The following is a 19,803-nucleotide window of genomic DNA, read 5'->3' as shown; positions in this document are numbered from 1 at the left end:
CCCTGAACTCGGGACCAGCGGCACCAAAGCGCCAGCCCGCCGGAACGGGCAGGCGCTGGCCCGGGCCGCTTGCGCGGCGCATCCGGGCCGGGTCTGCTACGCCACCCCCAGCACCGCCGCGATCACCGGCTCCAGCAGCCCCGCCAGCACCTCGGGATCGGCATCGGCCAGTGCCGGCAAACCGATTTGCTGGCGCATCAACTGCACCCCCGCCACCAGCGACAACAGGATCGCCGCGCGTTCGGGCGCGTGATCGCCCCGGACCAGCCCTTGGGCCGTGGCGTGGTGCACCGCCATGATCTGCTCGCGCGCGATCCGCGCCGCCACCTCGCTGCCACCCGAGGCCCACATGACCCGGAACCCGTCCAGCACCGCCTGCCCCGGTGTGCTGAGGCCAACGAGCGCCCGGGCGAACTCCCGCGCCATCTGCGGCGATCCGAGATTCTCCGCCGACAGGATCACCGGGTCGCGCATGGTATCGGCGACCACTTCGGCAAAAAGCTGCTCCTTCGAGCCGAAATAGCGCCCCACCATCATCGCCGTCACCCCCGCCGCCTCGGCAATGCCGCGCAGCCCGGCGCCGTCATAGCCGCTTTCGGCGAAGGCCTTCCGGGCCGAGGCCAGAATGGCGCTGCGCGTCTCCTCGGCATTGCGCCTGCGTGCCGGTCTCTGATCCGCCATCATAATCCCCTTGTAAGTCTACACTCGTATACTTATATCCGGCTCATCAGATTTGCAAAGGGATTCGTTCCATGTCCAAGACCGTCCTCGTCACCGGCGGCACCGGCTTTATCGGCAGCTGGTGCATCGTCGATTTGCTGAAGCGCGGCTATGATGTCCGCACCACCATCCGCAGCGCCGCCCGCGAAGGTGATGTGCGCCGCGCCGTCGGTTCGCAGGTCGATCCCGGCGACCGCCTCAGCTTCGCCATCGCCGACCTGACCAGCGATGCCGGCTGGACCGAGGCCATGGCCGGCATCACCCATGTCCTGCATGTCGCCTCGCCCCTCGGCCGCGAGGCGCCCAAGGATCGCGACGCCCTGATCGCCCCGGCCCGCGATGGCACCCTGCGCGTGCTCAAGGCCGCCGTCGCTGCCGGTGTTGACCGCGTGATCCTCACCTCCGCCGCCGCCACCGCCCGCGACCGCGCCACCGGCCAGTCCAGCGAGGAGATCTGGGCCGATCCCGAGGATCCGCTGCTCGAAGCCTATCGCCGCTCGAAGATCCTGGCCGAACGCGCGGCCTGGGACTTCATGCGGGACCACGGCGGCAAGACCACGCTGACCACCATCCATCCGGGCGCGGTCTTCGGCCCGCTTCTGCCCGGCATCGATCCCTCCTCGGTCTGGCTGATCGGTGCGCTCCTGCAGGGCCAGCCGGCGCGGCTGCTGAACCTCGGCCTTTCGGTGATGGACGTGCGTGACCTTGCCGCCGCCCATGTTGCCGCGCTGGAAGTCCCCGCCGCCCCCGGCCAGCGTTACCTCTGCACAGGCCATTTCCTCTGGATGCCCGAGATCGCACAGATCCTGCGCGACGGCCTCGGCCCCCGTGCCGCCAAGGTGCCCACCAAAACCCTGCCCAATGCGCTGGTGCGGGTCGTCGCGCTGTTCCAGCCGCACCTTCGGATGTTCCGCCACGATATCGGCCAGCGCCGCGAGGTCGATCATTCCAAGGCCACCCGCGATCTGGGCTTCCGCCCGCGTCCCGCCGGCGAAACGCTGATCGATTGCGCCGCCTCCCTGCTCGAACCCCGCAAGCAAGCCGCCTGAACAGGTCAGACCCATTGACTTACCCTCTGCCGCACGCATTGGTTGGCAGAGGGAGCAGTAAGGGGAGACCGGCGATGGATTGGAGCACGCTCTGGGCCGAGCGGATGACGCGGATGCGTGCCTCGGAGATTCGCGAGCTTCTGAAGCTGCTCGACCAGCCCGACATCATCTCCTTCGCCGGCGGCATACCCGACCCGGCGCTGTTCCCGGCCGAGGCGTTTCGCGCGGCCATGACCAGCGCGCTCAGCGACCAGAATGCCGGGGTGGCGCTGCAATATTCGGTCAGCGAGGGCTATGGCCCGCTGCGCGACTGGATCGCCGAACAGATGACGGCCGACGGCATCCCCTGCACCCGCGAGAACATCCTGATCACCTCGGGCTCGCAGCAGGCGCTGGATTATCTGGGCAAGCTGATGCTGACGCCCGGCGATACCGCACTGGTCGGCTGGCCGACCTATCTGGGCGCCATCGGTGCATTCAACGCCTATCAGCCGCGCTATGCCCCGCTGATCCCCGGCGATAACCGAGCTGCAGCCGAGATCCGGGCCGAGGCGCAGGCGGCGGGCGGTCAGGTGAAATTCGCCTATCTCTCGCCCGATTTCGCCAATCCCACCGGGGTCAGCATGGACCGGGCCGAACGCCTGCGCATCCTCGATCTGGCCGATGAATTGGGCATGGCGATCCTCGAGGACGCGCCCTATGCGGCGCTGCGCTATCAGGGCGAGGCTGTGCCGCCGATCCTCGCGCTCGAGATCGCGCGCAAGGGTAGCATCGACCAGTGCCGCACGGTCTATTGCGGCTCGTTCTCGAAGACGCTGGCGCCGGGGCTGCGCATTGGCTGGGCCTGCGCCGCGCACGAGGTGATCGGGCGGCTGGTGCTCTTGAAACAGGCCGCCGACCTGCACACGGCAACGCTGAACCAGATCGCCACCCATCTGGTCGCCAGCGAACATTTCGCCGCCCATGTGCCAATGCTGCGCGGGGTCTATGGCCGCCGCCGCGACCTGATGCTGGCCGCGCTCGCGCGCGAGATGCCGGAAGGCGTCCACTGGACCCGCCCCGAAGGCGGCATGTTCATCTGGCTGACCCTGCCCGAGCATCTGGACAGCGCGGAACTGCTGGCCCGGTCACTCCGGGCCGAAAAGATCGCCTTCGTCCCCGGCCATGCATTCTTCCCCGACGGATCGGGCCGGAACACGCTGCGCCTCTGCTTCACGCTGCATGACGAGGCCATGGTGAACGAGGGCATCGCCCGGCTGGGGCGGCTGCTCGGCAGCGCCTGACCGGGCGGGGTCAGATCAGGCCTTCGGCCCGGAAATCGGCGCGCAGATCGCGTTCCGGGCGCGGGCCGACATGGCCGATCACCTCGGCCGCCGCAAGGCAACCCATGCGCCCCGCTGCTTCCAGCGTCGCGCCGATGGCAAGGCCATAGATCAGCCCGGCGGCGAACTGGTCGCCCGCGCCGGTGGCATCCACCGGCACCACCCGATCAACAGGCACCTCGACGCGCTCGCCCTCGCGGATCAGGATGGCGCTCTCGCCCGAGCGGGTGCAGATCACCGTGCCGCAATCGGCCACGGCCTGCGCCAGCGCGGTTTCCAGATCCTCGGTCTGGTAGAGCGAGCTCCATTCATGGATATTGCCGATGACGTAATCCATCGGCCCGGCAACCAGACGGCGGAAATCCTCGCGGTGACGATCGACGCAGAACGGATCGGATAGCGCGATCCCGGCGCGCCCGCCCGCCGCATGGCAGGCCTCGGCGGCCTTCAGGAAGGCCTGCTTCCCGTCCGGCTTGTCGAACAGGTAACCTTCGAGGAACAGCCAGCCAGCGCCTTGGAATGTCGCGGGATTCACGTCCTCGACCCCCAGCTCGGCCGAGATGCCCAGGTAGGTATTCATCGACCGCTCGCCATCCGGGGTGACGAAAATGATGCTGCGGCTGGTGGGCAGCACCTCACCGCCAACCGGCGGATTGACGAAAACCGTTCCCGCCGCCTCGGTCTGCTCGGCATAGCTGAGCCCCAGCGCGTCATTCGCCACCCGGCCGATGAAGGCCGTGCGCAGCCCCAGCATGCCGATCCCGGCCAGCGTATTGGCCACCGATCCGCCCGGCACCAGCCGCGCCTGTTCTCGCCGGGGGCTGTGGTCGTCAGCCTGCGCCGCCATCAGGTATTCCGACCGGTCGCGCTCGATCAGCTGCATGATGCCCTTCTGGATGCCCAGCTGGGCCAGCCGCGCGTCGTCGGTCGGGGCGATCACATCCATGATCGCATTGCCGATGCCGATCACATAGGGGGTGGTCATTCGGTCTTCTCCTCGAAGGGGCAGAGGTCGCGGATCACGCAGAGGCCACAGCGTGGCCGGCGCGCCTGACAGATATAGCGGCCATGCAGGATCAGCCAGTGATGGGCGTGGTGCTGAAAGCGGGCGGGCACATTGTCCTCGATGGCGCGCTCGACCTCGTCCACGTCACGGCCCGGGGCGACGCGGGTGCGGTTGCCCAAGCGGAAGATATGGGTATCGACCGCCTGCGCCGGCTGGCCGAAGGCCACGCTGAGGACGACATTGGCAGTCTTGCGCCCGACGCCCGGCAGGCTCATCAGCGCCGCCCGGCTGTCCGGCACCTCGCCCGCGTAGTCCTCGACCAGAATCCGCGACAGCGCGATGACGTTCTTGGCCTTCTGCCGGAAGAGGCCGATGGTCTTCACCGCCTCGGTCACACCCTCCAGCCCCAGATCCAGCATCTTCTGCGGCGTGTCGGCCACCGCGAACAAGCCGCGCGTGGCCTTGTTCACGCCGGCATCCGTCGCCTGCGCGGACAGCGCCACGGCCACGACCAGCGTGAAGGGATTGGTGAAATGGAGTTCCGTCTCGGGTTCCGGATTGGCCTCGGCCAGCCGCGAGAAGATCGCGACCTGTTGGGCAAAGGGCAAGGGATCGGGCAGTCGCGCGGGTTTGGCCATGGCACGGGTTTTCGCCGGATGCGCCCGGCTTTGCAAGCCGCCCTTGCCATCGCCCTTTGGTTGCGCGCTAATGTCGTCCATTGAGTCACGATCAAAGGGGATGCGCGATGACCGACCCCGCCTATGCGCAGATGATGGCGCGCTACAATTGCTGGCAGAACGACAATCTTCTGACTGCCGCTGACGAGTTGGACGATGACAGCCGCCGGTCTGAGCGTGGGGCGTTTTTCGGCTCGATCGAAAAGACCTTCTCGCATCTGCTCTGGGCCGACCGGATCTGGCTGGGACGCTTCAGCGACACCGCGCTGCCAACCGGCGGCATCTCCGACTCGACCGGGCTGATCGGTGATTGGGAGGCCTTCCGGCAGGAGCGGATGCAGATGGACCGGCGCATTCTCGATTGGGCCAGCCATGTCGCGCCGGACTGGTTCGAGGGCGATCTGACCTGGCATTCCGGTGCGCTTGGCCGGCAGATCACCCGGCCCCGGGCCGAACTGGTGGTGCAGCTTTTCAACCACCAGACCCATCACCGCGGCCAGATCCACGCCATGCTGACTGCCGCCGGGGCACGGCCAAGCGATACCGACCTGCCCTTCATGCCGGAAATCTACCGAAACTGACCTGGCCCGTCGCAATGCGCTGAAATTAGCGCCTGCCCGCCCGGTCCACACAAGCGTGACTGGCTTTTTCCATCGGAACCTGTGCAATTTGTCCGCGTTATTCGCCCGAAGGCCCGGAAAACAGGGCCGAATGACGGGTTTGAAACCGAAACGGAATGAAAAGGACAGAAACCAGATGACCACCCGGCTTATCGCGCTTGCCGCAGCAACCTCGCTTTTCGGCCTCGCCGCCTGCACCGACCCGAATACCGGCGCCCCCCTTGGCGGCATGAGCCGCACCCAGCAGGGCGCCCTTGCCGGCGCCGCCGTCGGCGCCGTTCTCGGCGCGACCCGCGACAGCGACAACAACAACGAGGGCCGCGACGCGGCGCGCGGTGCCATCCTTGGCGCGGCAGCCGGTGCCGTTGCCGGCAATATCCTCGACCGCCAGGCGCAGTCGCTGCAGCAGTCGATCAGCAACCCGAACATCCAGATCATCAACCACGGCAGCTACCTGCAGGTGATCCTGCCCGAGGGCATCCTCTTCGCCACCGATTCGGCCGCCGTCTCGGGCCCGGCGCAGAACGACCTCTATGCCGTCGCGCGCAACCTGAACCAGTACCCGAACAGCCGCGTCGAGGTGGTGGGCCATACCGACGATACCGGCCGCGACGCCTATAACATGGACCTGTCGCAGCGCCGCGCGCAGTCGGTCGCGGGCATCCTGACCGCTGCGGGCGTGAATGCGGGCCGCGTCGTTGCCACCGGTCGCGGCGAAAGCCAGCCGATCGCCTCGAACGCCACCGCCGAGGGCCGCGCCCAGAACCGCCGCGTCGAGATCCTGATCCGCCCGACCCAGTAAGCGCGGGCTACACGATGTTGCGAAAGGGCCGGTTTCACCGGCCCTTTTTCATGTCAAAGCCTCAGGCCGCCCCGCAGCAGCCCGCCGCGACCACACCGGCCAGCGCCTGCTGCGCCGGCTTGCACAGGGCAGCGGATTCCGTCAGCTGCAGGGTTACGGCCTCGTCACCCTGCCGGGGTGCCTCGGGGCGATAGAGCCGCAGTCCGGCATTGCCCGGCGCGAACTCGACCTGAAACGGGCTGTCCGCCAGACCGTCAACATGGCGGATACTCTGCCCCAGAATGGTGACAAAGCGCCCGACGGTCATGTGCCGCCCGCCCGATCCATCCAGCAACTGCAGGATCGCTTCGGTCCAATCGGTCTTGCGCGCGCCGCAATCGATGCTCTGAGTCTGGTTCTGCCGCCATTCGGTCACGTGATAGCCGCCCCGGATCGGCCCCGCATTGGTCTGAAAGACCAGCGGCGCGTCGGGCGGCAGGGTCGAGAGTGCATCCAGCAATTCTTGAGGTGTCATCATTGGCCCTTTTCATTTCAATGATTCTTGAAATAGAATACACCAGCATTCAGTCATTTCAAGAATATTTGAATCATGGAAGAAACCCGCGCCCTCTCTGCCCTCGCCGCAATGGCCAATCCCACCCGGTTACGGATTCTGCGCGCCCTCGTCGCCGCCGAGCCACAGGGTCTGACCGCCGGCCAACTGGCCGAAACGGCCGAGGCCACCCCCTCGCGCGCCTCGTTTCATCTTTCCAACCTGGCCGATGCGGGGCTTGTCACGTCGACCCGCAACGCGCGTGAGATCACCTATCGCGTCGAATTCGCAGCCATTGGCGGGCTGGTCGACTATATCATCCGCGATTGCTGCCGGAACAACGGGACCGTGATCGCCTGCTGCGCTCCCTCACGCAACTGTGGCGGAAACCCGGACGCGGCGCGCGGCGTTGGTCCCGAAACATGAGGTAGGAGCCACCCAGATGACCCTTGCACCGAAACTGGCCGCGATTGCGCTGGCCACGCTGACCCTGCCCGGCATCACGCTGGCCTCGTCCGACGAGGCATGGGAGGAATTCCGCGCCGAGGTCGAAACCGCCTGCACCGCGCTGATCCCCGACGAGGGCGGCGAGGCCGTCATCGAGGTCAATCCTTTCGGCTCGGAAAGCTATGGCGCGGCGCTGATCATCAACACCCTGCCCGATGGCGCAGGCGCCGACCGCTATGTCTGCATCTATGACAAAGAGGCCAAGACCGCCGAGATCACCGCACCCTTCCTGCCGCCCGAGCCGGTGGCCGAAGCAGTTGCCGACCCCGACGGCACCATCGAGGCCGAGGTGGTGCCGGAAACCGACGCCGCGCTGGTCCAGCAGTAACGCCTGCAGGCCCGGCCCGGGAACGAGGGCGAAGCCCGCCCGGGCCAGCGGCCGACCGCCCCCCTGGGGCGGCCGCTTTGGTGCGGTTAAGCGCCGAACAACTGTTCGATGTACTGGCACCATAAAGGTTCTCGGATCAACTGCCGCAGCGGCCACCCTGCGGTCGCCCGCCGGCCCTCTCCCGCTCTACAGCCCGACCAGCGCCCGCGCGAACTCGTTGGCGTCGAACGCATCCAGATCGTCGATCTGCTCGCCCACGCCAATGGCATGGATCGGCAGGCCAAAGCGATCCGCCAGCGCCACCAGCACCCCGCCCCGCGCCGTGCCATCGAGCTTGGTCATTACCAACCCGGAGACATCGGCGAGCTTCTGGAAGGTCTCGACCTGTGACAGCGCGTTCTGCCCGGTGGTCGCGTCCAGAACCAGCAGCGTGTTATGCGGCGCGGTCGGGTCTTTCTTGCGGATCACGCGGACGATCTTGGCCAGCTCCTCCATCAGGTCGGCGCGGTTCTGCAAACGACCCGCCGTGTCGATCATCAGAAGATCGGCACCCTCAGCCTCGGCCCGGGTCATCGCGTCGAAGGCCAGGCTTGCCGGATCGCTGCCCTCGGGCGCGGTCATCACTGGCACACCGGCGCGTTGGCCCCAGACCTGCAATTGCTCCACCGCCGCCGCTCGAAAAGTGTCGCCCGCGGCGATCACCACCTTTTTCCCCGCGGCGCGGAACTGGCTCGCCAGCTTGCCGATGGTGGTGGTCTTGCCCGAGCCGTTCACGCCGACGACCAGCACCACCTGCGGCTTCTTCGGATAGATCGGCAGCGGACGCGCGACCGGCGCCATGATCCGCGTCACCTCGCCCGCAAGCAGCTCCTTGAGTTCGATCGACGACACCCGGCGGCCCATGCGGCCTTCGGCGATATTGGCGGTGACGCGCAGCGCGGTCTCGACCCCCATATCGGCCTGGATCAGCATGTCCTCCAGCGCCTCCAGCATCTCGTCATCCAGCGCCCGGCGCGGCTCGGCCGTGGCCGCAGGCGCGCCGCCGCCGAAGATCCGCCCCATCAGCCCGGGCTTCTGCGCGGCAGGCGGCGCGACCGGGGCCGCGCTGACCGGGGCCGGACGCGGCGGCACCGGTTCGGGATGGGGGCGCGGCGCCGGCTCGGGGCGCGGCTGCGGGATCGGATCGGGGCGCGGATGCGGCGCCGGTTCCGGCTGACGGGCGACGGGTTCGGCCACCGTTACGGCGACCGTCTCGACGACCGGTGCGGGCTGGTTGTCCTCAACCTCCGGCGCGTCGCCGACGATCTCGTCCAGACCCTGCCCGATCTTCGAGGAAGAGCGGGTCAGCCGCTCGCGCAGTTTCGAAAAGAACGACATGATCCGCCCCGCTGGCCTGTTCTCGCGTTGCGCGCAACCTAATCACCCGAGGGCGAAAGGGAAAGCCCGCGCGGGGCTTTCCCCAAGGCTCAACCGGCTTTCGGCGCCCGGTATTCGCCCCGGTCCGGGGTGGCGAGGCTGACCACGACAATCGCGATCCAGGCGGCGATGAAGCCCGGCACGATCTCGTAAAGCGTGCCGCCAAGGCCCGAGGCGATCCACAGGATCACCACCACCGCGCCGGTGATGAGGCCCGCCACCGCGCCCGCGCCGGTCATCCGCTTCCAGGTCAGCGCCAGCACGATCAGCGGGCCGAAGGCCGCGCCGAAACCGGCCCAGGCATTGGCGACCAGCCCCAGCACCTCGGAATCCGGGTTGCTGGCGATCAGTACCGCCACCGCACCCACGGCCAGCACGGCGATCCGCCCGACATTCACCAGCTCACGCTCGGTCGCGCCGCGCTTGAAGACGGTGCGATAGATATCCTCGGTCAGCGAGGAGGAGGCGACCAGCAATTGGCTCGACACGGTGGACATGATCGCGGCCAGCAGCGCGGCGTAGAGGAATCCGGTGACCAGCGGATGGAACAGCAGGTCCGACAGGATGATGAAGATGGTCTCGGGGTCGGCCACATCCAGCCCCGTGCGCAGCGCATAGGCGCGGCCAAAGATGCCCACGGCCACCGCGCCGATCAGCGAGACGATCATCCAGCTCATGCCGATGCGGCGCGCGGTCGGCACGTCCTTGACGCTGCGCACTGCCATGAAGCGCACGATGATATGGGGCTGGCCGAAATAGCCCAGCCCCCAGGCCACGGCCGACAGCCAGCCGAGGAAGGTGACACCGGAAAAGAGCGACAGGTAATTCGGATCGACGCCTTCCAGCCGCGTGACCGCCTGATCGACGCCTGCGCCGCCCTGGGTGGTCAGGATCACGATGGGCATGATCACCAGCGCCAGCATCATGATGCAGCCCTGCACGAAATCGGTCAGGCTGACGGCCAGAAAGCCGCCCATGACGGTATAGACCAGCACCACGCCAAGCGTGACCAACACCCCGGTCATGTAATCGCCGCCAAAGGCGCTGGCGAAAAGCTTGCCGCCGCCGACGAGGCCCGAGGCGGTATAGACCGAGAAGAACACCACGATGATGATGGCCGAGACGATGCGCAACAGAACCGCCTGGCTGGGGAAGCGGTTGCCGAGGAATCCGGGGATGGTCAGGCTGTTATCGTATTCTTCGGTCTGCTGGCGCAGCCGGGGCGCGACGATCAGCCAGTTCAGCCATGCCCCGATGACCAGGCCGATGCCGATCCAGCTTTGCGACAGGCCCGAGACAAACAGCGCGCCGGGCAGGCCCAGCAGAAGCCAGCCGCTCATGTCCGAGGCCCCGGCCGACAGCGCCGCGACCGAGGGCGACAGGTTGCGCCCGCCCAGCATGTATTCCTCGGAATTGGCGGTCGATTTGCGCCAGGCATAGACGCCGATGGCCAGCATCAGCAGGAAATAGGCCGCAAGGCTGACCCAGACTCCGGTATCCATCACGCGTCTCCACTTATTACGAATCCGTGATCTACCGGGTTACGGGGTCAGGCGCGGGGCCGCAACCCCGGTTCCTTGAAGGGCTGAGGGTCGCGTTCGGTACATGACCCGCGTCGAAATGCGCCCTCCCGATGGGAGGGTCGGCGCGGCCCGTGCTGGTCGCACGGGCCAAAGCTAACTATGCCTCGCCCCGCATCTCGCGCACCAGTTCGGCCAGATGCACCGTCGAGGGATCATGCCCCGGCGCATCCTCGCCTTTCAGCAGCGGCTCGACCTTCAGCGCCAGTTCCTTGCCAAGCTCGACCCCCCATTGGTCAAAGCTGTTGATGCCGAGGATCACCCCTTCGACAAAGACCCGGTGCTCGTACAGCGCCACGATCTGCCCCAGGGCATGCGGCGTCAGTTCCTCGATCAACAGCGTGGTCGACGGGCGGTTACCCTTGAAGACCCGGTGCCGCGCCTGACGCTCCAGCTCCGCGCCCTGCAGCCCCTTGGCCTCCATCAGCTTGCGCGCCTCATCGAGCGACCGCCCGCGCATCAGGGCCTCGGACTGCGCTAGGCAGTTCGCGGCCAGCAGGATGTGGTGATGGGCCAGATCCGGTTCGTGGCCGCGCGCGGCAAGGATGAACTCGCAGGGAATGACGGCGGTGCCCTGATGGATCAGCTGATAGAAGGCGTGCTGGCCATTGGTGCCCGGCTCGCCCCAGACCACCGGCCCCGAGGCGACGGTCAGGTCATTGCCGTCCATGCCGACGCCCTTGCCGTTCGATTCCATCTCGAGCTGCTGCAGATAGGCCGGCAGGCGCATCAGCCGGTTGTCATAGGGCAGCACGGCGCGGGTCGGATAGCCGCAGACCTGGTTGTGCCAGATGCCGACCAGCGCCAGCATGACCGGCAGGTTCTGCTCGAAGGGCGCAGATCGGAAATGATCATCCATCGAGGCCGCGCCGGCGAGGAACTGGTCGAAATGCTCGGGTCCGACGGCGATCATCAGCGACAGCCCGATCGGTCCCCACATGGAATAGCGCCCGCCAACCCAATCGGCGAAACCGAAAACCCGCGCGCCATCGATGCCGAAGGCGGCGGTGCGGTTGGCATCGGTGCTGAGGGCTGCGAATTGCGCGCCGGGATCGCGCACGGTTTTCGCCATCCAGTCCTTCGCCGTCTTGGCGTTGGTCATGGTCTCGATGGTGGTGAAGGTTTTCGACGCCACGATGACCAGCGTGGTTTCCGGGTTCAGCCTGGCCAGCGTGTCATGGATGTCGGCGCCATCGACATTGCTGACGAAATGCGCGCGCGGCCCGTCGTGATAGGGCGCCAGCGCCAGCACCGCCATGGCCGGGCCGAGGTCCGAGCCGCCGATGCCGATATTGACGATATCGGTGATCGCCCCGCCCTGCCCCCGGAAGATGCCGGTGCGCACGTCACGGGCAAAGGCGCTCATCCGCTCATGCGTGGCGCGGACCTCGGGCATGACATCCTTGCCGTCGACCATGACGCTACCCGAGAGGTTCCGCAGCGCCGTGTGCAGCACCGCGCGATCCTCGGTCTCGTTGATCTTCGCGCCCGAGAACATCGCCTCGCGGCGGTCCGCGACCTGCGCGCCCTCGGCCAGCGCGATCAGCATCTGCCGCGCGGCCCGGTCGATCAGGGTCTTGGAATAGTCGAACACCATCCCCCCGGCCGCGACCGCATAGCCAGTGGCGCGGTCGGCATCGGTCAGGAACAGGTCGGTGATCCGGGTCTCGCTCTGCGTGGCGCGGTGCGATTTCAGCTTTGTCCAGTCAGACATGGCGGGTCCTTTCCGGGGGAACGATCGGGGTAAGGCCGTCACTCGGCCCAGTGCACGGTGAGATTGTCCATCAGGGCGCGGATCGGCGCCTCGAGCGGATCGAGCTTCTGCGCCCGCTCGAAGGCCTCGCGCTTTTCCGGACCGGTGATCAGCAGATGCAGGTTGATGGCATTGCGAAGGTAAGGTGCGGTCAGGGTGATGCGCGGCTCGTCGGCACCCTCGGCACGGATGGCCAGCACCGGCGGGGCATCGGGGGCCAGTGCGGCGGCCAGATGATCGGCACCGGGAAAGAGGCTCGCGGTGTGCATGTCATTGCCCATGCCCAGAAGCGCCACGGTGATCGGAAAGACCGGCTCCAGCCGGGCGCAGAGGCCCGGCAGCGCCTCATCGGGCGTCGCGTCGCCGGTATAGAGGTCGATGTAATTCGCCGCCGCCGCCTCGTCCTTCAGAAGATGCCGGCGCAGGAGCCGCGAATTCGAGCGCGGATGCTCGCCATGGACCCAGCGTTCGTCGCCCAGAACCACGGTCACGCGGTCCCAGTCCAGGTCGGTGGCGCTCAGCGATTCAAAGACCGGCGCCGGGGTGGTGCCGCCGGGAACACACAGGCTTGCCTGCTGGTTGGTGCGCAGATGCTGGCCCAGCTGGCTGGCCAGCTTGTCGGCCAGGATCAGCGCCAGCATCTCGCGGTCGGGATATTCGACGAAGTCGACATTCATGCCCTGATCTCCCGCCACCTTCGCTTGTCGCGATGCATCAGGCCCAGGGCCTCGTCGGGACCGGATGAGCCGGGATCATAGGGTTCGGGGCGCTGCTTGCTGTTTTCCCAGGCATTGATGATCGGATCGGTCCAGGCCCAGCTGGCCTCGATCTCGTCGCCGCGCATGAACAGGGTCTGGTTGCCGCGGATCACGTCCATGATCAGGCGCTCATAGGCGTCCGGCATGTCGGCGCCCTCGGGGCCAAGCGCATCGGCGAATGTCATGTCCAGCGGCACCTGCACCAGGCGCATCCCGCCCGGCCCCGGTTCCTTGATCATCACCTTGAGGTTCATGCCCTCGTTCGGCTGCAACCGGATCACCAGCTCGTTCGCCTTGGGCTCGCCCGAGGTCTGGGCATCCTCGAAGATCGAATGCGGCGGTTCCTTGAAGATGATGGCGATCTCGCTGGTGCGCGCGCGCAGCTTCTTGCCGGTGCGCAGATAGAAGGGCGTGCCCTGCCAGCGCCAGTTCGAGATGCGCACCTTCATCGCCACATAGCTTTCGGTGCGGGTGGCCGGGTTCTCGGAATCCTCGACATAGCCCTTGCCGTCGCCATTGGCCTGATACTGGCCGCGCACGATCTCGGTCGCCTCGACCGGCTCCAGCGCGCGGATCACCTTCAGCTTCTCGTCGCGCACGGCATTCGGGTCGAAGTGATAGGGCGGCTCCATCGCGATCAGGCACAGAAGCTGCATCATGTGGTTCTGCACCATGTCGCGGATCGCGCCCGAGGTGTCATAATAGCTGCCGCGCCCGCCGACGCCGACGGTCTCGGCCACGGTGATCTGCACATGGTCGATATATTGCGCGTTCCACAGCGGTTCGAAAAGGATATTGGCAAAGCGCACGGCCATCAGGTTCTGGACCGTTTCCTTGCCCAGGTAATGGTCGATCCGGTAGATCTGCTGTTCCTCGAAATGCTTGCGCAGCGTGGCGTTCAGCGCCTTGGCGGTGGCGAGGTCGCGGCCAAAGGGCTTCTCCACCACGATCCGGCTTTCACCGTCGGCGATGCTGTGGCTCGCCAGCCGCTCGGCCAGGTCACCGAAAAGCGCCGGCGCCACCGAGAAATAGAAGGCATGGACCGCGCCCTTGCGCATCTTGGCCTTCAGCTCTTTCCAGCCGCCCTCGCCCTTGGCGTCGATGCGGACGTAATGCAGATGCTGAAGGAACCGCGCGAGGTCGTCGTCGCCTTTCTTCACCCCGCCGAATTCGACGATGGCCGCCTTGGTCTCGGCGCGGAAGGCCTCGTCATCCTGTTCGCTGCGGGCAGCGCCGATGATCTGTGCCGCTTCGGGCATCTGACCGGCGACAAAGCGGCGGAACAGGCCCGGCAGGATCTTGCGGCGGGCCAGATCGCCCGTTGCGCCAAAGATCACAAGGTCGAAATCCTCGACCGGAATCACCCGAGAAACCATTCAGAGCCTCCTATGCGTCGTGCCCGTTCATAGCGCGTGTTAGCGTTAACATCAACCCGCATCATGCCTTGCCGCGTCATCTTGCCAAGGCGCGCCCCAGACGCGGCAACCGCGCGCGCTTCATCATCTGCGCCAGCGGCATCGCGCCCCCCAGACGTTCGGCCTTGGCATGGGCGGCGTGCACCGCCGCCGCCACCGGGTCGGGGTCATGGGCAAAGAGGTCCAGAAGGAAGGGATCGGGATGGACCGCGCGCAACCCCACCGCAGCCAGCTGGGGTCGGGGAAAGTCGCGCAGGTTGGCGGTGACGATCAGCTCGGCCCCAGCGTTCAGCGCCGCCTCGATCACATGGGCATCGGCGGGGTCGGGCAGGTCCAGCCCGGCGCTGCGGCTGCCCTGATCGCTGACCATCGCCGCCGGAAAGCGGTCGGTCAGCAGCGCGATCTCGGCCCCGGCCACGGCAGCAACATCAGCCCCCTGACGCGCGGCAACATGGCGCCATTCCTCCAGCAATCGCTGAGACCAGAGTGGTTGGTAAAGCCCCGCCGCCGCCACGTCCGCCAACACCTCCCGCAACACGGTCGGATAGAGGACATTGGCGTCGAGCAGTGCCTTCATTACCCGTCCAGCCGGAAGAACAGCGCCTTCAGATAGCCGGTTTCGGCGAGCTGCGGCAGGGTCGGATGGTCCGGCCCGGCCTGCCCGGTATGGATCAGCTGCGACCGCCGCCCACCGCGTCCGATGCCGCGCGCCGAGACATTGCGGAAGGCCGTCAGATCGGCGGCATGGGAGCAGGAGCAGAGCACCAGGTAGCCACCGGGCGCGACCAGCGGCGCGGCCAGTTTCGCCACCCGCTCATAGGCGCGCAAACCCGCCTCGAGCGCCGGTTTCGAGGGCGCAAAGGCCGGCGGGTCGCAGACCACCACATCGAATTGCGCGCCCTCCTCGGCCAATGCCTCCATCGCCTTGAAGGCGTCGGACTGGGTGATGCTGAGGCGCGTTTCCGCCGCCATCGCCTTCGCTCCGCCCTCGGCAAGCCCCAAGGCCGGTGCGCTGCCATCGATACAGGTGGCGTGCTCGGCCCCGGCCGCCAGCGCCGCCAGCCCGAAGCCGCCGACATGGGAAAACACGTCCAGCACCCGCGCGCCCTTGGTGAGCCCTTGGGTAAAGGCGTGGTTCGGCCGCTGGTCATAGAAGAGGCCGGTCTTCTGCCCGCCCATCAGGTCGGCCAGGTAGATCGCCCCGTTCATCGGCACCTCGACCGGCGCCTCGGGCGCCTGACCCAGCAGCACCTCCATCCGTTCGTCCAGCCCCTCAAGGCCGCGCGCCCGCCCCTGCCCGTTCAGGATGACGGTTTTCACCCCCGTCACCTCGGCCAAGGCCGTCGCGATCTCGCCCGCCATGCGGTCGGCCCATGCGGCATTGGGCTGCATCACCGCCGCGTCGCCGAAACGGTCGATCACCAGACCAGGCAGGCCGTCGGCCTCGGCATGGACCAGACGATAGAAGGGCGCGTCGTAAAGCCGTTCACGCATGGCCAGCGCGCGGGACAGCCGCCCGGCGATCCATGCGCCATCGATTCGCGCCTCGGCATCGGCATCCATCACCCGGCCGATGATCTTCGAGTTCGGATTGACCGTCACCAGCGCCAAGGGCTTGCGCTCGGCATCCTCCAGGATGGCGAAGCTGCCGGGCTCGATGGCGCGGGTGCGGCGGTCGGTGACCACCTCATCGGCGAAAACCCATGGAAAGCCGTGGCGTATCGCCTGGGGCTTGGATTTCGGGCGCAGGCGGATGATGGGCAGGTCGGTCATGGAAGGGTCCTTTCGCTGCCACATCTGGCACGGGCCGCAGACCGGGGCAAGCCATGCCCCGACCCGCCCACACCCGCATTTATGTATGTATTGCCGGCGATCCGGGCTTGAACTGTTATCGCTAACAGAATAACCTGTCGGCAACCGGAGGAAGCGACATGACCCTGAACGCCACCATTGCCCGAGTGACCGACCGCATCCGGGAGCGCAGCGCCCAAAGCCGGCCGCATTACCTGCAAAAGATCGCCAAGGCGGCCGAGGATGGCCCGCGCCGCGCGCATCTGAGCTGCGGCAACCAGGCCCATGCCTATGCCGCGATGGATGACAAGGCCGACATGGCCCATACGCGGATGCCCAATATCGGCATCGTCACCGCCTATAATGACATGCTGTCGGCGCATCAGCCCTTCGAGGCCTATCCCGCGCTGATCCGCAAGGCCGGCAAGGCGGCGGGCGCCACGGTGCAGGTGGCGGGCGGCGTGCCGGCCATGTGCGATGGCGTCACCCAGGGCCGCGCCGGGATGGAACTGTCGCTATTTTCCCGCGACGTGATCGCACTCGCCTCGGGCGTGGCGCTGTCGCATGACTGTTTCGATGCGGCGATGTACCTGGGCGTCTGCGACAAGATCGTGCCGGGGCTGATCATCGCCGCCGCCACCTTCGGCCATATCCCCGCCGTCTTCGTCCCCGCCGGGCCGATGCCCTCGGGCCTGCCGAATGACGAGAAATCCAAGGTCCGCCAGCAATTCGCCGCCGGCGAGGTCGGCCGCGACGCGCTGATGAAGGCCGAGATGGAAAGCTATCACGGCGCCGGCACCTGCACCTTCTACGGCACGGCGAACACCAACCAGATGCTGATGGAATTCATGGGTCTGCACCTGCCCGGTTCCAGCTTCGTCAACCCGAACACGCCCCTGCGCGACGCACTGACCGTCTCGGCGGTGGAACGCGCCGCCGCCATCACCCGGCTTGGCAACGATTACCGACCGGCGGGCGAGATCCTCGACGAACGCGCCTTCGTCAACGGGCTGGTCGGGCTGATGGCCACCGGCGGCTCGACCAACCTCGTCATCCACCTGCCCGCCATGGCGCGGGCGGCGGGGGTGATCCTCGACATCGAGGATTTCCACGACATTTCCGAGGCGGTGCCGCTGATGGCGCGGGTCTATCCGAACGGGCTGGCCGATGTGAACCATTTCCACGCTGCCGGCGGTCTTGGCTACATGATCGGCGAATTGCTGGAGGCGGGCCTCTTGCATCCCGACGTGAAAACCATCGTCGGCGACGGGCTGGAGCGTTACACCGCCGAGCCTAAGCTGGATGGCGACCGCGTCCGTTGGGAAGACGGCGCCAAGGAAACGCTGAACGACAAGATCCTGCGCCCGGCCGGCGATCCCTTTGCCGTCACCGGCGGACTGAAGCTGCTCGAGGGCAACCTGGGCCGGGGCGTCATCAAGATCAGCGCCGTCGCCGCCGAACGCCATGTGATCGAGGCCAAGGCCCGCGTCTTCAGCGACCAGGAACAGGTGAAGGCCGCCTTCAAGGCCGGCGAGTTCACCGAGGACGCCATCGTCGTCGTTCGCTTCCAGGGGCCGCGCGCGAACGGGATGCCCGAATTGCATTCGCTGACCCCGATCCTCGCCGTGCTGCAGGATCGCGGGCTGAAGGTCGCGCTGGTCACCGACGGGCGCATGTCGGGCGCCTCGGGCAAGGTGCCGGCGGCGATCCATCTCTCGCCCGAGGCGGCCAATGGCGGGCCCTTGGCGCGGGTGCGCGATGGCGACCTGTTGCGGCTCGACGCGACGATGGGCACGATCGACTGCCTTGCCGATGATTTCGACGACCGCCGCCCGGTGGTGGCCGATCTCAGCGGCAATAGCGAGGGCATGGGCCGCGAGATGTTCGCGATGTTCCGCGCCAATGCCGGGCTGGCGACCGAAGGCGCCGGCTGCGTCAGCTGAGGCGTTAGCCCGCGGGCGGGGTCACCGGCTCGCGCCGGATCGACACCGCGTCCGGGTCAAGCTTCTGCAACCGGATCGCCGCGCCCAGTGCGGTCTGCGCATCGCCGGTCGCCTGCGCCATCTCGATCAGGGCGCGCAGGCGTTTGGGTTGCTCGTCCAGTGGAAATCGGTCGATGACCCCGGCCAGCAGCACCCGCGCGGCGGTCTTGTCGCCGTGATCGAACTCGGCCTCTGCCAGAGCCGCGATGATCGGCAGGGAATCCGGCGTGCGCCCATGTGCCGCGCGCAGGATCTGCAGGGCCTCGCCGCCCTGCCCGGTCTCGCGCAGCGCGATGCCCAGATGCGCTCTCAGCCGGGGATCGGTAAGCCCGTCGCTTTCCGCCTCGCGGCAGAGCCGCAGCAGGTCGCGCCATTGATGCCGCTCGGCCAGAATCCCGGCCCGCTGCAGGCGATAGAGCGGGTCGCGGCAGCCCATGGCCTGCAACCGGTCCAGAAGCGCAAACCCCACCTTGCCCGCGCCGGGGAAGTTCTTCAGGCGCAGATAGGCCAGAAGACCCTTTTCCGTCGCCGCCTTGTCCGTCAGCACCTCGCCCATCTCGGCCAGCACCGCCGCCACCTGCGGATGACGAGCATCGAAGGCGAAATTCGAGGGATAGCTGTTCTCGCCCAGCAGGATCAGCGCGCCCTCGGGATAGATCGCCAGGCCGGCGATGCGCCCGGCCAGCCGGTGCAGCGGTGCCTCGGGATGGTGGACCCGGATCTCGCGATGGTCGATCTGGACGAAGAGATCGCGCAGCAGCGCCGGGTCGCGCCACGGCCCGCGCAGCATCAGCACACCGTCCTTGCCGGCACTGGCGGCCAGCGCGGTCAGAACCGTCGGATGGACCAGATCGCCGGCCTCGGCCGCCACGATCTTGCGCCCCTCGGACTTGGCTGCAGCAAGATGGCGATCCTCGGTCAGCAGCGGGCGTTTCTGCCGGGCCACGCGCTTGTGGATCACGATCAGGTTGTGGAACCGCTCGATCCGGGCCATGCCGCCGCCCTGCCCGGCCTGCAGCTTGGCCACCCGCTCCAGCGCCATGGCGAGGCTGTTCGGTGCCTCGAGTTCAAGCGAGCCACCGAACTTCGCGAAAAAGGCGGTCTGCACGTCCTCGATGATATAGACCCCGCCCGAGGCCAGCGTGGGGAAAAGCAACCGAAAGCTCTCGACCACATGGGCGTTCTGATGGCTGCCATCGTCAAGGATCACATCGAACGGCCCGCGCTCCTCCACCAGCCGCGACAGGAGGTTTGCATCGACCTGACTGCCCTGCCGGATCGCCACCCGCGGCCCGAGGTTCAGCTCCTTGCGCGCGATGTCGAGCCCGGTGACCTGACCCTTCGGGAAATAGTCGCGCCACATCGCCAGCGACTCGCCGCCCCGCAGCGGATCGGCATAGCCGCCAATGCCGATCTCCAAGAGTCGGACCGGCCGGTCGCGCAGCGGACCCAGCATCGCGTCATAGCGCGGCGTGTAATCGTGGAAGCCGTACTTGTCGGTGCCATGAAGAATGGCCAGACGGGTCAAGGCATCGGTCAACAGCG

Annotated in this window: 19 protein-coding genes; 7 read left to right on the top strand and 12 right to left on the bottom strand. The window is 67.2% G+C overall.

Annotation, left to right across the window (positions count from 1 at the left end; translation table 11 throughout):
- Nucleotides 1-96: 96 nt before the first annotated feature.
- Nucleotides 97-681: a TetR/AcrR family transcriptional regulator gene (locus CX676_RS02255; RefSeq protein ID WP_198590262.1), complete on the bottom strand. Its 585-nt coding sequence runs from the start codon at nucleotides 679-681 to the stop codon at nucleotides 97-99.
- A gap of 71 nt (nucleotides 682-752) precedes the next feature.
- Between CX676_RS02255 and CX676_RS02250 the strand changes: the two genes are divergently transcribed.
- Both CX676_RS02250 and CX676_RS02245 read left to right on the top strand, forming a co-directional pair.
- Nucleotides 753-1,769, top strand: coding sequence for an NAD-dependent epimerase/dehydratase family protein (locus CX676_RS02250; RefSeq protein ID WP_101751164.1), 1,017 nt, complete (start codon nucleotides 753-755; stop codon nucleotides 1,767-1,769).
- Nucleotides 1,770-1,843: 74 nt separating this feature from the next.
- A complete protein-coding gene (locus tag CX676_RS02245) occupies nucleotides 1,844-3,052 on the top strand; it encodes an aminotransferase-like domain-containing protein (RefSeq protein WP_101751163.1) in 1,209 nt (402 codons plus the stop codon).
- A gap of 10 nt (nucleotides 3,053-3,062) precedes the next feature.
- Here CX676_RS02245 and CX676_RS02240 read toward each other — a convergent pair whose 3' ends face one another.
- Both CX676_RS02240 and nth read right to left on the bottom strand, forming a co-directional pair.
- Nucleotides 3,063-4,076, bottom strand: coding sequence for an adenosine kinase (locus tag CX676_RS02240; protein ID WP_101751162.1), 1,014 nt, complete (start codon nucleotides 4,074-4,076; stop codon nucleotides 3,063-3,065).
- Complete coding sequence (gene nth / locus CX676_RS02235; RefSeq protein ID WP_101754088.1) at nucleotides 4,073-4,735, bottom strand: endonuclease III; 663 nt, start codon at nucleotides 4,733-4,735, stop codon at nucleotides 4,073-4,075. Before nth ends, CX676_RS02240 begins: the two co-directional genes overlap by 4 nt.
- 107 nt (nucleotides 4,736-4,842) lie before the next feature.
- On the opposite strand from nth, the gene CX676_RS02230 reads away from it, so the two are divergent.
- Together CX676_RS02230 and CX676_RS02225 are read left to right on the top strand one after the other, a co-directional pair.
- The gene (locus CX676_RS02230; RefSeq protein WP_101751161.1) at nucleotides 4,843-5,355 is read left to right on the top strand and encodes a DinB family protein; all 513 of its coding nucleotides are present in this window, start codon (nucleotides 4,843-4,845) and stop codon (nucleotides 5,353-5,355) included.
- A gap of 175 nt (nucleotides 5,356-5,530) precedes the next feature.
- Complete coding sequence (locus tag CX676_RS02225; RefSeq protein ID WP_101754087.1) at nucleotides 5,531-6,196, top strand: OmpA family protein; 666 nt, start codon at nucleotides 5,531-5,533, stop codon at nucleotides 6,194-6,196.
- Between the two features lie 61 nt (nucleotides 6,197-6,257).
- Here the strand turns inward: CX676_RS02225 and CX676_RS02220 are convergent, their stop codons facing one another.
- Complete coding sequence (locus CX676_RS02220) at nucleotides 6,258-6,713, bottom strand: DUF6428 family protein (protein WP_157935824.1); 456 nt, start codon at nucleotides 6,711-6,713, stop codon at nucleotides 6,258-6,260.
- Nucleotides 6,714-6,785: 72 nt separating this feature from the next.
- Between CX676_RS02220 and CX676_RS02215 the strand changes: the two genes are divergently transcribed.
- Together CX676_RS02215 and CX676_RS02210 are read left to right on the top strand one after the other, a co-directional pair.
- Complete coding sequence (locus CX676_RS02215) at nucleotides 6,786-7,154, top strand: ArsR/SmtB family transcription factor (RefSeq protein ID WP_101751159.1); 369 nt, start codon at nucleotides 6,786-6,788, stop codon at nucleotides 7,152-7,154.
- A gap of 16 nt (nucleotides 7,155-7,170) precedes the next feature.
- Nucleotides 7,171-7,563, top strand: coding sequence for a hypothetical protein (locus CX676_RS02210; protein WP_232816561.1), 393 nt, complete (start codon nucleotides 7,171-7,173; stop codon nucleotides 7,561-7,563).
- 186 nt (nucleotides 7,564-7,749) lie between these two features.
- Here the strand turns inward: CX676_RS02210 and ftsY are convergent, their stop codons facing one another.
- The 7 genes from ftsY to CX676_RS02175 form a co-directional block, all read right to left on the bottom strand.
- The gene (gene ftsY, locus CX676_RS02205; RefSeq protein WP_101751158.1) at nucleotides 7,750-8,940 is read right to left on the bottom strand and encodes a signal recognition particle-docking protein FtsY; all 1,191 of its coding nucleotides are present in this window, start codon (nucleotides 8,938-8,940) and stop codon (nucleotides 7,750-7,752) included.
- An 89-nt stretch (nucleotides 8,941-9,029) separates the two neighbouring features.
- On the bottom strand, nucleotides 9,030-10,481 hold the full coding sequence (putP, locus tag CX676_RS02200; protein WP_101751157.1) for a sodium/proline symporter PutP: 1,452 nt from the start codon (nucleotides 10,479-10,481) through the stop codon (nucleotides 9,030-9,032).
- A 178-nt stretch (nucleotides 10,482-10,659) separates the two neighbouring features.
- Entirely contained in the window at nucleotides 10,660-12,273 is a 1,614-nt protein-coding gene (pgi, locus tag CX676_RS02195; protein ID WP_101751156.1) for a glucose-6-phosphate isomerase, read from the bottom strand.
- A 38-nt stretch (nucleotides 12,274-12,311) separates the two neighbouring features.
- Entirely contained in the window at nucleotides 12,312-12,989 is a 678-nt protein-coding gene (gene pgl, locus CX676_RS02190) for a 6-phosphogluconolactonase (protein WP_101751155.1), read from the bottom strand.
- Entirely contained in the window at nucleotides 12,986-14,446 is a 1,461-nt protein-coding gene (gene zwf, locus CX676_RS02185) for a glucose-6-phosphate dehydrogenase (protein WP_101751154.1), read from the bottom strand. The genes pgl and zwf overlap by 4 nt, the downstream gene beginning before the upstream one ends.
- Before the next feature lie 76 nt (nucleotides 14,447-14,522).
- Entirely contained in the window at nucleotides 14,523-15,062 is a 540-nt protein-coding gene (locus tag CX676_RS02180) for an RSP_2648 family PIN domain-containing protein (RefSeq protein ID WP_101751153.1), read from the bottom strand.
- Nucleotides 15,062-16,258: an RSP_2647 family RNA methyltransferase gene (locus tag CX676_RS02175; protein WP_101751152.1), complete on the bottom strand. Its 1,197-nt coding sequence runs from the start codon at nucleotides 16,256-16,258 to the stop codon at nucleotides 15,062-15,064. The genes CX676_RS02180 and CX676_RS02175 overlap by 1 nt, the downstream gene beginning before the upstream one ends.
- 158 nt (nucleotides 16,259-16,416) lie before the next feature.
- Here CX676_RS02175 and edd point away from each other — a divergent pair, with 158 nt between their 5' ends.
- Entirely contained in the window at nucleotides 16,417-18,219 is a 1,803-nt protein-coding gene (gene edd, locus CX676_RS02170; RefSeq protein ID WP_101751151.1) for a phosphogluconate dehydratase, read from the top strand.
- Nucleotides 18,220-18,223: 4 nt separating this feature from the next.
- Here the strand turns inward: edd and CX676_RS02165 are convergent, their stop codons facing one another.
- On the bottom strand, nucleotides 18,224-19,798 hold the full coding sequence (locus tag CX676_RS02165) for a tetratricopeptide repeat protein (protein ID WP_101751150.1): 1,575 nt from the start codon (nucleotides 19,796-19,798) through the stop codon (nucleotides 18,224-18,226).
- Between the last annotated feature and the right edge of the window lie 5 nt (nucleotides 19,799-19,803).

Source organism: Paracoccus zhejiangensis, from assembly GCF_002847445.1.
GTDB classification, from domain to species: Bacteria; Pseudomonadota; Alphaproteobacteria; order Rhodobacterales; family Rhodobacteraceae; genus Paracoccus; species Paracoccus zhejiangensis.
This window is presented reverse-complemented; position numbering and strand designations above follow the sequence as displayed.